At 61.9% G+C, this 14,294-nt stretch carries 10 protein-coding genes; 4 read left to right on the top strand and 6 right to left on the bottom strand.

What is annotated here, in order from left to right:
* Positions 1-48 precede the first annotated feature (48 nt).
* Together PJK54_RS01170 and PJK54_RS01165 are read left to right on the top strand one after the other, a co-directional pair.
* The gene (locus PJK54_RS01170) at positions 49-711 is read left to right on the top strand and encodes a 3-oxoacid CoA-transferase subunit B (protein ID WP_084209001.1); all 663 of its coding nucleotides are present in this window, start codon (positions 49-51) and stop codon (positions 709-711) included.
* Between the two features lie 584 nt (positions 712-1,295).
* Positions 1,296-1,502 carry a cold-shock protein gene (locus tag PJK54_RS01165; RefSeq protein WP_077372737.1) on the top strand — a complete coding sequence of 69 codons (207 nt, stop codon included), beginning with the start codon at positions 1,296-1,298 and terminating at the stop codon, positions 1,500-1,502.
* A 277-nt stretch (positions 1,503-1,779) separates the two neighbouring features.
* On the opposite strand, the gene gcvT is transcribed toward PJK54_RS01165, so the two are convergent.
* Both gcvT and PJK54_RS01155 read right to left on the bottom strand, forming a co-directional pair.
* Positions 1,780-2,913, bottom strand: coding sequence for a glycine cleavage system aminomethyltransferase GcvT (gene gcvT, locus PJK54_RS01160; protein WP_271302002.1), 1,134 nt, complete (start codon positions 2,911-2,913; stop codon positions 1,780-1,782).
* 145 nt (positions 2,914-3,058) lie between these two features.
* Entirely contained in the window at positions 3,059-4,420 is a 1,362-nt protein-coding gene (locus tag PJK54_RS01155) for an alanine/glycine:cation symporter family protein (RefSeq protein WP_373996116.1), read from the bottom strand.
* A gap of 877 nt (positions 4,421-5,297) precedes the next feature.
* Between PJK54_RS01155 and gcvH the strand changes: the two genes are divergently transcribed.
* Complete coding sequence (gene gcvH, locus PJK54_RS01150) at positions 5,298-5,690, top strand: glycine cleavage system protein GcvH (RefSeq protein ID WP_077372729.1); 393 nt, start codon at positions 5,298-5,300, stop codon at positions 5,688-5,690.
* A gap of 207 nt (positions 5,691-5,897) precedes the next feature.
* A complete protein-coding gene (gene gcvP / locus PJK54_RS01145; protein WP_271302001.1) occupies positions 5,898-8,792 on the top strand; it encodes an aminomethyl-transferring glycine dehydrogenase in 2,895 nt (964 codons plus the stop codon).
* A gap of 156 nt (positions 8,793-8,948) precedes the next feature.
* Here gcvP and PJK54_RS01140 read toward each other — a convergent pair whose 3' ends face one another.
* From PJK54_RS01140 to PJK54_RS01125, 4 genes are all read right to left on the bottom strand, one after another.
* The gene (locus PJK54_RS01140; RefSeq protein ID WP_240499748.1) at positions 8,949-10,601 is read right to left on the bottom strand and encodes an ABC transporter substrate-binding protein; all 1,653 of its coding nucleotides are present in this window, start codon (positions 10,599-10,601) and stop codon (positions 8,949-8,951) included.
* Between the two features lie 317 nt (positions 10,602-10,918).
* Positions 10,919-12,925, bottom strand: coding sequence for a DUF4955 domain-containing protein (locus PJK54_RS01135; protein ID WP_271302000.1), 2,007 nt, complete (start codon positions 12,923-12,925; stop codon positions 10,919-10,921).
* Between the two features lie 214 nt (positions 12,926-13,139).
* Positions 13,140-13,412, bottom strand: coding sequence for a DUF2160 domain-containing protein (locus PJK54_RS01130; protein ID WP_043334560.1), 273 nt, complete (start codon positions 13,410-13,412; stop codon positions 13,140-13,142).
* A 73-nt stretch (positions 13,413-13,485) separates the two neighbouring features.
* Entirely contained in the window at positions 13,486-14,286 is an 801-nt protein-coding gene (locus tag PJK54_RS01125; RefSeq protein WP_077372718.1) for a carbohydrate ABC transporter permease, read from the bottom strand.
* Positions 14,287-14,294 lie beyond the last annotated feature (8 nt).

Genomic DNA, 14,294 nt, shown 5'->3' with positions numbered 1-14,294 from the left:
GACACGGCAAGGCGTCACCTCGATGGCGCTTCAGACAAGGAATACATCATGGCTTTGACACGCGAACAGATGGCCCAGCGAGTGGCACAGGAAATCCAGGACGGCTCCTACGTCAATCTGGGCATCGGCATACCGACCCTGGTCGCCAACTACATCCCGGATGGCATCGACGTGATGCTGCAGTCCGAGAACGGCCTGCTTGGCATGGGACGCTATCCCTATGACGACGAGGTCGACGCCGACATGATCAATGCCGGCAAGGAAACCGTGACCGCCATCGATGGCGCCGCCATCTTCGACTCCGCCGAATCCTTCGCGATGATTCGCGGCGGGCACGTCGATCTGACGGTACTCGGCGCCTTCGAGGTGGACGTGAACGGCAACATCGCCAGCTGGATGATCCCCGGCAAGCTGGTGAAAGGCATGGGCGGCGCCATGGATCTGGTGGCGGGTGCCGAGAACATCATCTGCACCATGACCCACGCCTCCAAGCATGGTGAGTCCAAGCTGCTCAGCCAGTGTGAGCTGCCACTGACCGGTGCCGGCTGCATTCGCCGTGTACTGACCGACCTGGCCTTCCTCGAGATCAAGGACGGTGCCTTCCACCTGCTGGAACGCGCGCCAGGCGTCAGTGTCGAGGAGATACAGCGCCTGACCGCAGGCAAGCTCATCGTGCCCGACAATGTCCCCGAGATGCAGCTGGACGCCTGAGACGGCCCAGATGCATCGCTTGACACTCCATCTCTCCGGCGATGATGGGCGCATCATCGCCGCTCTCCGAGAGTCTTGATGGTTGCAAGACCATCCACCGGCAGCGCTGCCATCGCTGCCGGTTTTTTTATCTCTTTCCCTCACCAAGCATGACGACCTGGCGGATCATCCGCGAAGCTGTCCATTGCCTTGAAAGCCCGTACACACGCCCCATCCCCACGACGATGCCTCACCTTGGCAACCTCTCAAGCGTGGCAATATACGGCGAGGTTCCACACCGACCAGAAACTAGGATAACGGGATAAAAGCAAGTCACTGTCAATCCTTGCGAAATCTGGAAAACTGACTGGCGCAATGCCGCCCATTCGAGAAGAATCTGCTCACGAGACACCCGACCAAAGGCGAAGTTTTTGATATTTCATTTGACCTTGGAGGCGCGGCAGCGCAGTATTGATCTCGTTGGTTAGCAAGTCGTATATCGTCAGTCGTGATCGAAACACTTCGGTACCTGGTGCATATCCTCCTTGTTTTACCCACGTATATCGGGTAACTCCCGGCAATATCATCAGTAAGGAATTACGATCATGGCAACTGGTACAGTCAAGTGGTTCAACGACACCAAAGGTTTCGGCTTCATTTCTCCGGACGACAACGGTGACGACCTGTTCGCACACTTCTCCGAAATCCAGGCTGAAGGCTTCAAGTCTCTGCAAGACGGTCAGAAGGTTTCCTTCGACGTCACCCAGGGCAAGAAAGGCCTCCAGGCCGCTAACATCAAGATCATCGACTGATCATGAGTTAGCTGAAAGAGACTAACCTCTCTTTCCACAGAAAAGCCCGCTTCGGCGGGCTTTTCTGCGTCTGGAGATTGCCTCGAAAGCCGTGACGGCCCCTCCCCTGCCAGCCAGTTCCGTCGTGCCTCAGCGCCACTTGCCTGCAGCGCACGACACGATCCAGTTCTCCCGGACCAGAGCCGAGCCTGATGCCTGACGCCTCCCACAGACAAAGAAAAAGGGACCGCCGAAGCAGCCCCTTTCCCGTCCAGCCTTGCCTGTCTTCAGCCCATCATCAGCCGCGGTAATAGCGCTGCTCGACGAAGGGCATCTTCGTCACGGTCATCGGCAGTCGCTTGCCACGTACGTCCGCGAAGACCTGAGTGTCCAGCACGCTGTGCGCGATCGCCACATAGCCCATGGCGACCGGCTTGCCGTAGCTCGGGCCGAAGCTGCCCGAAGTCACGACACCGATGCGGTTGCCCTCGCCGTCGAAGAGCTTGGCACCTTCGCGAATCGGAGCACGCCCTTCAGCCACCAGACCGACTCGCTTGCGGGTGTGATCCTTGTTGGCGATCTGGGTCAGGATGACGTCCGCCCCCGGGAAGCCGCCTTCACGTGCACCGCCCTGACGACGCACCTTGCCCAGCGCCCAGATCAGGCTGGCTTCCACCGGCGACGTCGTGGTGTCCAGATCATGGCCATACAGGCACAGGCCAGCCTCGAGACGCAGTGAATCCCGCGCCCCGAGACCGATGAACTCCACCTCTTCCGCCGCCAGCAGCAGACGCGCGAAGCGCTCCGCCTCAGCATCGGGGACGGAGATCTCGAAACCATCTTCACCGGTATACCCGCTGCGACTGACCCAACACTCGATGCCATCGATGGTGACATGGGCATGATGCATGAAGGTCAGCTCGCAGGCCTCGGGCGACAGACGCTGCATGACCGCGTGAGCCAGCGGCCCCTGCAGGGCGAGCAGCGCCCGATCCTCCAGCACCTCAAGCTCGATCTCCATCGGCAGCCCCACACGCAGATGCGCGACGTCCTGATCCTTGCAGGCAGCATTCACCACCACATAGAGGTGATCGCCACCATTGACGATCATCAGGTCATCGAGAATACCGCCGGTATCACTGGTAAAGAGTCCGTAACGCTGCATGCCCACCGGAAGATCGACGATGTCCGTCGGTACCAGCGTCTCCAGCGCCGCCTGCACGTTCTCTCCGCGCAGAATCAGCTGCCCCATGTGCGAGACATCGAACAGCCCCGCCTTGGCACGCGTATGCTCGTGCTCCTTCTTGACGCCCAGCGGATACTGGACGGGCATGGAATAGCCTGCAAACTCGACCATCTTCGCTCCCTGCTCGACGTGCAGGTCATGAAGCGCGGTCTGCTTGAGACCGGTGACAGCGGCGGAATCGGACATCATCATTCTCCTGAGTGGCATGCAACATCTCTCCGACAGCCAGGTGAATCTGGCCCTGTGCTGCCGGAGGCTAGTGATCGAGATAGGACAATCTGAGGGGGCTCACCCCGCCGCACCTGCCAGCGACGGGGGGCTCCTGATGCGATCAGCGGTCTTCGCCCGCCAGCACTTCCTTGCCGTCAAAGTAGTCGCGGGTCAGCTTGAAGACCACCGGCGACAGCAGCGCCAGACCAATCAGGTTCGGAATCGCCATCAAGGCATTGAAGGTATCCGCCATCAGCCAGATGAGATCCAGCTTGGCCATCGCGCCCACCGGAATCGCGATCACGAACACGATGCGATACAGCATGATGGCGCGCGTACCGAACAGGTACTGGAAGCACTTCTCGCCATAGAAGGACCAGCCAAGGATGGTGGTGAAGGCAAACACGGCCAGCGCGATCGCGACCAGATGGTTGCCGACACCCGGCAGGGCCTGATCAAAGGACATGGAGGTCAGCGCCGCCCCCGTCTCACCAGAAGACCACAGGCCGGAGGTGATGATGGCCAACGCGGTGATGGTGCAGATGACGATGGTATCGATGAAGGTGCCCAGCATGGCGACCAGCCCCTGACGTACCGGGTTCTTGGTCTGCGCGGCAGCGTGGGCGATGGGCGCACTGCCCAGGCCGGCTTCATTGGAGAAGATACCGCGCGCCACACCGAAACGGATGGCCGCCATCACCGCCGCACCGGCAAAGCCGCCAGTCGCCGCGACTGGATTGAAGGCGTAAGTGAAGATGAGGCCGAAGGCGTGACCGATCTGGTCAGCATTGATCACCAGAATGACGATGCCCGACAGGAAGTAGGCAATCGCCATGAACGGCACCAGCTTGCCCGCCACGCTGGAGATGCGCTTGATGCCACCCAGAATGACCGCACCTGCCAGCACCATCATCACGACACCGGAGGCCCAGTGCGGAATGGCAAACGAGGTTTCCAGGGCATCCGCCACGGAGTTGGACTGCACGGTATTGCCGATGCCAAAGGCCGCGAAGCAGCCGAAGAAGGCAAAGGCGCCCCCCAGCCAACCCCACTTGGCCCCCAGTCCGTTGCGGATGTAGTACATCGGACCACCGACGTGGTTGCCGTTGTCATCCACTTCGCGATAACGCACCGCACAGACGGCCTCGGCGTACTTGGTCGCCATGCCGACCAGCGCCGTGATCCACATCCAGAAGATCGCTCCCGGTCCACCCAGCGCGATCGCCGTCGCCACACCCGCGATGTTGCCGGTACCGATGGTAGCGGAGAGTGATGTCATGAGGGCATTGAACGGCGACATCTCGCCATCGCCATCCTTGCCGGGCGCGCGCCCGCTCCACAGCAGCTTGAAGCCGGTACCCAACTTGCGGATCGGCATGCCCTTGAGGCCCGCCTGAAGATAGAAGCCGACCCCGAGCAGCAGGATCAACATCACCGGGCCCCACACCACGCCATTGATGGCGGTAAAGAGAGAACTGATCATTTCCACGCAGATTTCCTCCGCTGAATTGTTGTTATGACTCGATGCGAGGAGAGACACATCGGAAATCCCGTCTGGCCAGCCGGTCAACCGGCCAGCACGCCAAACGGACAGCTCACATTAGCGGAAGCTTCCAGTCTTCACTACCCCAACAGGGCTTTACGCTGGAATGTGAGCAAAACGTCACGCAAAAATCATGAAAATGTGTCAATCGCCTGAGGGATTCAGCCCGTTGATGGGCGTCACTCAGTGGATATCTCTTTCCCTTGTGCCGGCAACCTGAGCCTCTCCCGGGTCTTCCCCCACACCTCTCGCGGGCAGTCCCGTGACGACAGGCACGCTCCGGCGGGCTCTCCTCGGGGATACCTGCCATCAGGACACGCCTGATGATCAGAGCGTGAAGGAGCTTCCCTCAGCGAATATGGGTGTCGCTGCCTGCGACACCATTGACAGCACGTGAATCTGGACACAACATGGGAAACAAGTTTCCAATACGAAACAGGCGACACTCTACCTCGACTCAACAGGGCTCGCAAGCGCAGGAAAGTGGCATCAGATTCTCGCTGGAAACCCACCTCCCGTCAGAGAATGAGGACCTGGAGAACTGACTTCCAGCGGAGAAAAAACGGTCTGGACCCTGCACTCATGGGCCTTGTGCGCCGATACCTTCGCGCCATGGCGCAGATAGACCGGGCGTGGCAAGGCGAGACACTGGACGCCCGGAGCACGACGGACCACGATTAAGAGGGCAACTCGCTTGCCACTCGCCAAAAGTCGTAGAGGCACGCCGCGCTCAGCTACTGCCACGTGTCGAGACCTTCGTGCATAATGGCGCAACGATTCCCTGAATCAGAAAATCTTTTCACATAGGAAAACACTCATGAGCAACATTCCTGCCACGCTTAAGTACACCGAGAGTCACGAGTGGGTTCAGGACAACGGTGACGGTACCGTGACCATCGGCATCACCGACCACGCTCAGGAAGCGCTGGGCGACGTCGTCTTCGTCGAATTGCCGGAAATCGGTCGCGAACTGGCGCTGGAAGAAGAGTTCGGTGTCATCGAGTCCGTCAAGGCGGCCTCTGACCTGTACGCGCCGCTGGCCGGCGAAGTCATCGCCGTCAACGAGAGCCTCGAAGACGCGCCGGAATCCGTCAACGAAAGCCCCTATGACGATGCCTGGATTCTGAAGATGAAGGTCGCTGACAGCGCCGAGCTGGAAAAGCTGCTCGACGCGGACGCCTACACCCAGCTGGTGGAAAGCGAAGCCTGATCACGGTTGGCCTCCAGCCGCTGTCCGAGACAGCGCTGTCACATGGCTGGAGGCCGCTTGCCCGTCTCACCCGGTAGTACGCTGGCTCGGCGCCCCAGCCGAGGCTTCACGATTCCCGACGCCCTGCCCGCCCTCCTGCGCCGGCAAGGCGATGTTCCTCCCGCGGACTGTCACTTGCAGTTCCCGTTGCAGCACAGGATTCCTTGCATGGCTCACGAGACGCTTACCCTGGCCCAGCTGGCCGGGCACGATGATTTCATTTCCCGTCACAATGGCCCGACTGCCGCCAATGTCACGCGCATGCTGGCGACACTGGGTGAAGACAGCATCGAGACGCTGATTGACCGCACCGTGCCGGCGGCCATTCGTCTGGGACGCGAGCTGGACCTCGAAGGGCCGCGCACGGAATCCGAGGCACTGGACTATCTCAAGCGCCTGGCGCGTCAGAACAAGGTATTCAAGACCTATATCGGCCAGGGATATCACAACACCCACCTGCCGGCGGTCATCCAGCGCAACGTGCTGGAGAATCCGGGCTGGTATACCGCGTATACGCCGTACCAGCCGGAAATCGCCCAGGGCCGTCTCGAAGGGCTGCTCAACTTCCAGCAGGCGGTGATGGACCTGACCGGCATGGAACTGGCCAATGCCAGCCTGCTGGATGAGGCCACCGCCGCGGCCGAAGCCATGGCGCTGTGTCAGCGTGGCAACAAGAAGAACAAGAGCAATCGCTTCTTCATCGCCGACGATGTCCTGCCCCAGACGCTGGACGTCATGCGCACGCGTGCCGATTACTTCGGCTTCGAGCTGATCATCGATGCTGCCGAGAAGGTCGGTGAGCACGACATCTTCGGCGCCCTGTTCCAGTATCCGGGCAATACCGGTCAGGTACGCGATCTCGCACCGCTGCTGGACGCGGCACGCGCCAATGGCGCGATGACCGTGGTGGCCGCCGACCTGCTGAGCCTGGTGCTGCTCAAGTCGCCGGGCAGCCTCGGCGCCGACATCGTCGTCGGCACCTCCCAGCGCTTCGGCGTGCCGATGGGCTTCGGCGGCCCGCACGCCGCCTTCTTCGCCACCACCGACAAGCTCAAGCGCTCGATTCCGGGCCGCATCATCGGGGTCTCCAAGGACTCGCGCGGCAATCCGGCGCTGCGCATGGCGATGCAGACCCGCGAGCAGCACATCCGCCGCGAGAAGGCGACCTCCAACATCTGCACCGCCCAGGCACTGCTGGCCAACATCGCCGGCTTCTACGCTGTCTATCACGGTGCCGAAGGCCTCAAGCGCATCGCCACCCGTGTCAATCGTCTGACCAGCATTCTGGCCGAAGGCGTCACGCGCTGCGGCATGACACTGGCCCACGACAGCTGGTTCGATGCCATCACCGTCACCGGCGTTGATGCAGGCAAGATCCATGGTCGCGAGCTGACCCACGAGATCAACCTGCGCCACCACGGCGATGGCCGCATCACCATCAATCTCGACGAGACCACCACTGCCGCTGACGTCGGCGTGCTGTTCGACGTGCTGCTCGGCGAGGAGCACGGCCTGTCCGTCGCCGCGCTGGACCAGGACCTGCTGGCCAAGGGCGCAAGCGCGATCCCGGCGGCCTGTCAGCGTGACAGCGACTTCCTGACCCACCCGACCTTCAGCCGCTACCACTCGGAAACCGAGATGCTGCGCTACCTGAAGCGCCTGGAGAACAAGGACCTGTCGCTGACCCACGCGATGATTCCGCTGGGCAGCTGCACCATGAAACTCAACGCCACCACCGAGATGATTCCGGTCACCTGGCCCGAATTCGCCAACGTCCACCCGTTTGCGCCCTCGGATCAGGTGGTCGGCTACAAGCAGATGATCGACGAGCTGTCGGCCTTCCTGGTCGAGATCACCGGCTACGACGCCATCTCCATGCAGCCGAACTCCGGCGCTCAGGGGGAATATGCGGGACTGGTCGCGATCCGCCGCTACCAGGCGTCCATCGGCGAGGGCGCGCGCGACATCTGCCTGATTCCCAGCTCCGCCCACGGCACCAATCCGGCCTCCGCCGCGATGGCCGCCATGAAGGTGGTGGTGGTCGAGTGTGATGCCAGCGGCAACATCGATATTGCTGACCTGCGTGCCAAGGCTGAGCAGCACAGCGACAAGCTGTCCGCGATCATGATCACCTACCCGTCCACCCATGGGGTGTTCGAGGAAACCGTGCGCGAGGCCTGTCAGGTCGTTCACGATCACGGCGGTCAGGTCTACATCGATGGCGCCAACATGAACGCACAGGTCGGCATCTGCCGTCCGGGAGACTTCGGCGGCGATGTCTCGCACCTCAACCTGCACAAGACCTTCTGCATTCCCCACGGTGGCGGCGGACCGGGCATGGGCCCGATCGGCGTCAAGTCACACCTGGCACCCTTCGTCTCCAACCACGTGGTCACGCCGCTGGAAGGCGTGAAGCCGGAATGCACCGCCGTCTCGGCCGCCGCCTTCGGTTCCGCGGCGATCCTGCCGATCTCCTGGGCCTACATCAAGATGATGGGCGCGCAGGGGCTGCGTGAGGCCACCGAGCTTGCGATCCTCAACGCCAACTACATCGCCACGCGTCTCGATGGGCACTATCCGGTGCTCTATCGCGGCAAGAACGGCACCGTGGCGCATGAGTGCATCATCGATATCCGCCCGCTGAAGGCCGCTTCCGGCATCAGCGAGGAAGACATCGCCAAGCGCCTGATCGACTACGGCTTCCACGCCCCGACCATGTCGTTCCCGGTGGCGGGCACGCTGATGGTCGAGCCCACCGAGTCCGAGTCGCTCTACGAGATCGACCGTTTCTGTGAGGCGATGATCGCGATTCGCGCCGAGATCGCCCGTGTCGAGCAAGGCGAGTGGACCCTGCAAGACAACCCGCTGGTGCACGCGCCGCACACCCAGGCCGACCTGATGGACGCCGAATGGAATCGTGGGTATTCCCGCGAGATCGGTGCCTTCCCGAGTGAACACGTCAAGGCGGCCAAGCAGTGGCCGGCCGTCAACCGGGTCGACAACGTGCATGGCGATCGCCAGTTGATCTGCTCCTGCCCGAGCATCGACCTCTACCGTGATTGAGAGTCTCGATTGAGAGCCAGCAATGAGGCAGTGTTGAAACGCTGTCGCTGATCGCTCTGGCAAAAAAACGCCCCTGCCGGGTAACCGGCAGGGGCGTTGTCGTTGCAGCTGTCCGTCAAGCGCTTGCTCAGTGGCGCAATGACGCGCCAGCCGAGATCACTCCTTCCAGCTCTTGAGCAGCTCGTCATAGGCGATGGTCTCGCCCTTGGGCTTCTCGTTGTCCAGCTTGGCCTTCGGCGCACCCGGCTGGGCGAACCAGTACTCCGCATCACGTTCCTCGTTGAGCTTCGGCCCACAGTTGTCCATCACCTTGGCGCGCTCGAGACGCTCGAGAATGCGGTCCTGCGCCTTGGCCAGGCCATCAAGCGCTTCCTGCGGCGTGGCTTCACCACTGGCGGCCTGGGAGATGTACTGCCACCACAGCTGGGCCAGTTTCGGATAATCCGGCACGTTGGTGCCGGTCGGCGACCACTGCACCCGTGCCGGGCTGCGATAGAACTCGACCAGACCGCCCAGCTTCGGCGCGGCATCGGTCATCGCCTGGGACTGGATATCCGACTCGCGGATCGGCGTCAGGCCTTCCAGGGTCTTCTTGAGCGAGACGGTCTTGGCGGTCACGAACTGCGCATATAGCCAGGCGGCGTGACGATTCTTCTCCGGCGTGGAGTCGAAGAAGGTCCAGGCACCCACGTCCTGATAGCCAAGCTTCATGCCCTCTTCCCAGTACGGGCCATGCGGTGACGGCGCCATGCGCCACTTGGGCGTGCCGTCGTCGTTGACCACCGGCAGACCATCTCTTGTCATGTCAGCCGTGAAGGCGGTGTACCAGAAGATCTGCTGGGCGATGTTGCCCTGGGACGGTACCGGGCCGGACTCGGAGAAGGTCATGCCCTGAGCTTCCGGCGGTGCGTACTTGCCCAGCCAGTCGACGTACTTGGTGGTGGCATAGACGGCCGCCGGGCCATTGGCCGCGCCGCCACGCGTCACCGAGGAACCCACCGGCTGACATTCCTCGACACGAATGCCCCACTCATCTACCGGCAGGCCGTTGGGCAGGCCCTTGTCGCCGGCACCCGCCATGGAGAACCAGGCATCGGTGAAGCGCCAGCCGAGTGACGGGTCCTTCTTGCCGTAATCCATGTGGCCATAGACCCGCTTGCCGTCGATTTCCTTGACGTCATTGGTGAAGAAATCGGCGATGTCTTCATAGGCTGACCAGTTGACCGGTACGCCCAGCTCGTAGCCGTACTTGTCCTTGAACTGCTTCTTCAAGTCTTCACGCTCGAACCAGTCGGCGCGGAACCAGTACAGGTTGGCAAACTGCTGGTCCGGCAGCTGATAGAGCTTGTCATCCGGGCCGGTGGTGAAATCCAGCCCGATGAAGTCATCCAGATCCAGGGTCGGCGAGGTGAAGGCCTTGCCGTCGCCTTCCATCATGTCGCTGATCGGCACGACCTTGCCATAGCGGAAGTGCGTGCCGATCAGGTCGGAGTCATTGACGTAGCCATCGTAGATGTTGCGCCCGGACTGCATCTGGGTCTGCAGTTTCTCGATGACGTCGCCTTCCTGGATCAAGTCGTGGGTCAGCTTGATGCCGGTGATCTCGCTGAAGGCCTTGGCCAGCACCTTGGACTCGTATTCATGGGTGGTCAGGGTTTCCGAGGCCACCTTGATTTCCATGCCGCGCAGCGGCTCGGCGGCCTTGATGAACCACTCGAGCTCGGACATCTGCTCGTCCTTGCTCAGCGTGGAGGGTGAGAATTCCTGGTCGATCCACTTCCTTGCCGCATCCTGATACTGATCGGCCATGGCCTGACTGGAAAGACCTGCGAGCCCCGCCGCCGTGGCGAAGGCGATGGCGTAACGCAGGCGTGCGGGTCGAATGATGTGCTGACTCATGGGATGTCCCTTCATTGGCGTTATTGTTGTGTCGCGTCGTCCAACAACCACTTCCGTCAATCACGTGTCGCGCGGCGCGATATGCCGCGCGTGTCTCCTGCCGGTACTGCTTGTCCTCCTGTCGTTCCGGGTACGCTGTCTTGCCTTTGCTGCGTTGCTGCTCGGCTGGCCGGGCATCTGACTGTCAGTCCGTCTGCCAGATACCCGACGGATTCAAGCTTTCCGGGTCACGGGTGCGTCTCGCGAAGCAGCGCACGTTGAGCACGATAGAGCGAAGCTGGCTCAACGGCCTCGCCGGGGGATTCCACTCGCGCCTGCAGCTTGTCCAGCGCCTCAAGCTGCGGGTAGTCCGTCACGCCCTTGGCGTTCATCACCCGCTCGTAATCATGGCGACTGGCAATGCCCAGCGCGCGGCCGGTGGCGCCCACTACCGTCGGCATGATCACCTTGCCGAAGTGTGAGTCGGCGCGCATGAAGGGCCAGGCATCGTGCGGCTTGCCGGTATTGACCGGATTCCACAGCACCAGCCCGCGCAGATGATTGGGCTGATGGCCGACACTGGCGCCCCAGCGGTCACGTACATGGCCGCCTCGCTTGCGGTCGAAGAGATTGTCCCGCGGCTGCTGACCATGCAGTTCGATCCCACTGTCACCGCCATGCTCCAGTTCAAGGTAGACGTTATGGGTCGCGTAGCGGGCCACGCCGGGCGCATGCCAGGCATGACTTTGGTCGACCACCTGCCTTGCCAGCACCTGATTGCTGTCACTGATCGTCATCGCGATATGCCCCGGCTTGCCGGTCATCCTCACGTCCTCGAGCGTCACCTGGGAGCTGTGGCGCACCTTCACTCCCTGATTGAAACTGTCGAGCCGGACATCACGCACCCAGCCATCGGTGATGCCATCGAGATCCAGCAGGCCGAAGCCGCTGTCGTCCTCGGCGCTGCGATGATGCTTGAAGCGCCCTCGCCAGTTGCCCTTGAGCGTGATGCCTTCGACCCCGACCTCATGCGCCGGATGGATGCGCGCGATACGCCACTGCTCACCGGGGAAGCGCTCGTGCACCACGGGCAACGACAGCGTCAGCCGATTGCCTTCTCGTGCCAGCACACGGTAGCGAGCGCGCTTGACCACCCCATCCCGCTCGATCAGCCAGCGCGACTTGCCGGTTCTGGCCTCCTTTTCCATCTGATAGGGTGCCAGAGCACGCGCTACCGCTTGCGGGCGCTTGTCGATGCTCTCCAGCAATACCTCATCCCCCGCCTTGAGCGATGACGCCTGTGCCACGCCCGCCAGTGTCACCGTGTCCTGCGTATCGGCAGGCTGCACGCGAGCCGTCGCGGCGATCGGCTGCCAGGCTTCCTGACTCCCGCCCTCGGCCAGCGTCCTGCCTTCCTCCAGATTGCCAAGATGCAGCAACCAGGGCGTGCTCCAGTACCAGCTGGCGTGCAACGGCAGCATCGGTCGGGTCTGCTTGAGACGGGTCCTGTCGCTTCCGTCTCCCGCCAGTGTCCAATGACTGCCGGCCAGGCTCAGCCCCTGCATCTTGAGCAATGCCTCGCGCAGCGTCTGCTGGCGCGCCTCATCCGGGACTGCCGCCTTGAGCGCGATCATCCGTGCATAGAACCAGTCGCGCTCCGCGGGGCCGAACAATACATAGTCACCGGCAGGGAAATAGAGCACCCCGTGCCGCTGAGGGCTGTCCGCATCATGCTCCCCCTGCTGCTGCCAACGACGCATCGCGGCATGGGCGCGCAGTACCGCATCTCGGTCACTCACGTCGTCCGTGCCATCAGCGCCATAATCCGTGACATCGAAGCGCCTGACGCTGCGAGACTCTGATTCCCGCTTCCGCGCCTCTTGTGCATTGGCTCCCGTCGCCAACGCCGCCGGGAGTTCTCCTCCCTGGTGATAGCCAGCTTGCGAGAAGTCCGGCAAAGGCAGTGGCTCACGCTTGTCTGCCGGCAGCGCCTGATTGGCCTGCCACACCCGCTGATACGCCTGCCACAGGGGGGATTGAGTCTCGTCCTGCGCTTGCCCCGCTGCAGGATGCTTCCCGCCAGCCCCGCCCTGCTGATCCTCTACCGACAAGGGAGTCGTGACCCACCAGCCGATGGCGACGACACAGACAAGGCTCAACCCTGTCAGCCCGGCACGAATGACACGACGGCTTTTCCTGCCGGAAGAAACAGAGGCAGTGGTGGACGAATGACGCGAGGATTCGGTAGACGACATGCAGCAGGGTTCCAGAGCGATGACAGATGACACTGGCTTGGCCAGTCAGAACCGCTTGGGACTCCTGTCAGCACCTCGGGTTCCCTGTTGCCACAAGGCGACGCTGCCCGTCGTCAACGCTCACACCCCATTCCCACATCTCACTTCACCTCTCGTTTCTTCACTTCTCGTTTCTTCTCATCCCCCCTCACTTCACCCTCACCTCATCCCCACTTCATCCCCACTTCATCAACACCAGCATCCAGACGACACAGACGATGCTGATCATCCACAGCACCTGATCAGTGAAGCCCAGCCACAGCAGATGCAGCCAGCCGCTGGAGAGCAGGCCGATGAACAGTCTGTCGCCACGCGTGGTCGCGATGGGCAGAAAGCCCTGACGACTCAGCGTCGGGGTCACGAACTGCCAGGCGGTCATGCCCAGCAGCAGGGTGCCGATACCGGCAAAGAAGAGTGACGTGGGCAGTGTCCAGGCCATCCATTCCATCATCATGTCCTCTTGTAGGCCGTCAGCAGCGACTCGCTGGCGGCAATGACAGCGGCGCTCGTCTGGCCGCCGCTCACACCCGACCCAGGGCGAAGCCCTTGGCGACGTGATTGCGCACGAAGTAGATCACCAGGATGCCGGGAATCAGCGTCAGGGCGCCGGCGGCGGCCAGCACGCCCCAGTCGATGCCCGAGGCCGAGACCGTTCGCGTCATCACCGCCGCGATCGGCTTCGCCTCCGTCGAGGTCAGGGTTCGTGCCAGCAACAGCTCCACCCACGAGAACATGAAGCAGAAGAAGGCGGTCACCCCGATGCCCGGGCGAATCATCGGAATGAACAGCGTCAGGAAGAAGCGCGGAAAACTGTAGCCATCGATATAGGCCGTCTCATCGATCTCCTTGGGCACGCCGGACATGAAGCCTTCCAGAATCCACACTGCCAGCGGCACGTTGAACAGACAGTGCGCGAGTGCCACCGCCAGCGGAGTATCGAACAGTCCCACCGAGGAGTAGAGCTGGAAGAACGGCAGCAGGAAGACCGCCGGCGGTGCCATGCGATTGGTCAAGAGCCAGAAGAACAGATGCTTGTCACCCAGGAAGCGATAGCGCGAGAAGGCATAGGCCGCCGGCAGTGCCACCGTCAGCGAGATGGCCATGTTGAGCACCACATAGCTCATCGAGTTCACATAGCCCATGTACCAGCTGGGGTCGGTGAAGATCACCCGGTAGTTGTCGAAGGTGAAGTTCTCGGGCCACAGGGTCAGGCCGCCGAGAATCTCCTGATTCGACTTGAACGACATGATCAACAGCCAGTAGATCGGCACCAGCAGAAACAGCAGGTAGATCGTCATCACCAGACGCTTGCGTGTTTTCATCACTCGTC

This window comes from Cobetia sp. MMG027 (genome assembly GCF_027947415.1).
GTDB lineage: Bacteria > Pseudomonadota > Gammaproteobacteria > Pseudomonadales > Halomonadaceae > Cobetia > Cobetia marina.
This window is presented reverse-complemented; position numbering and strand designations above follow the sequence as displayed.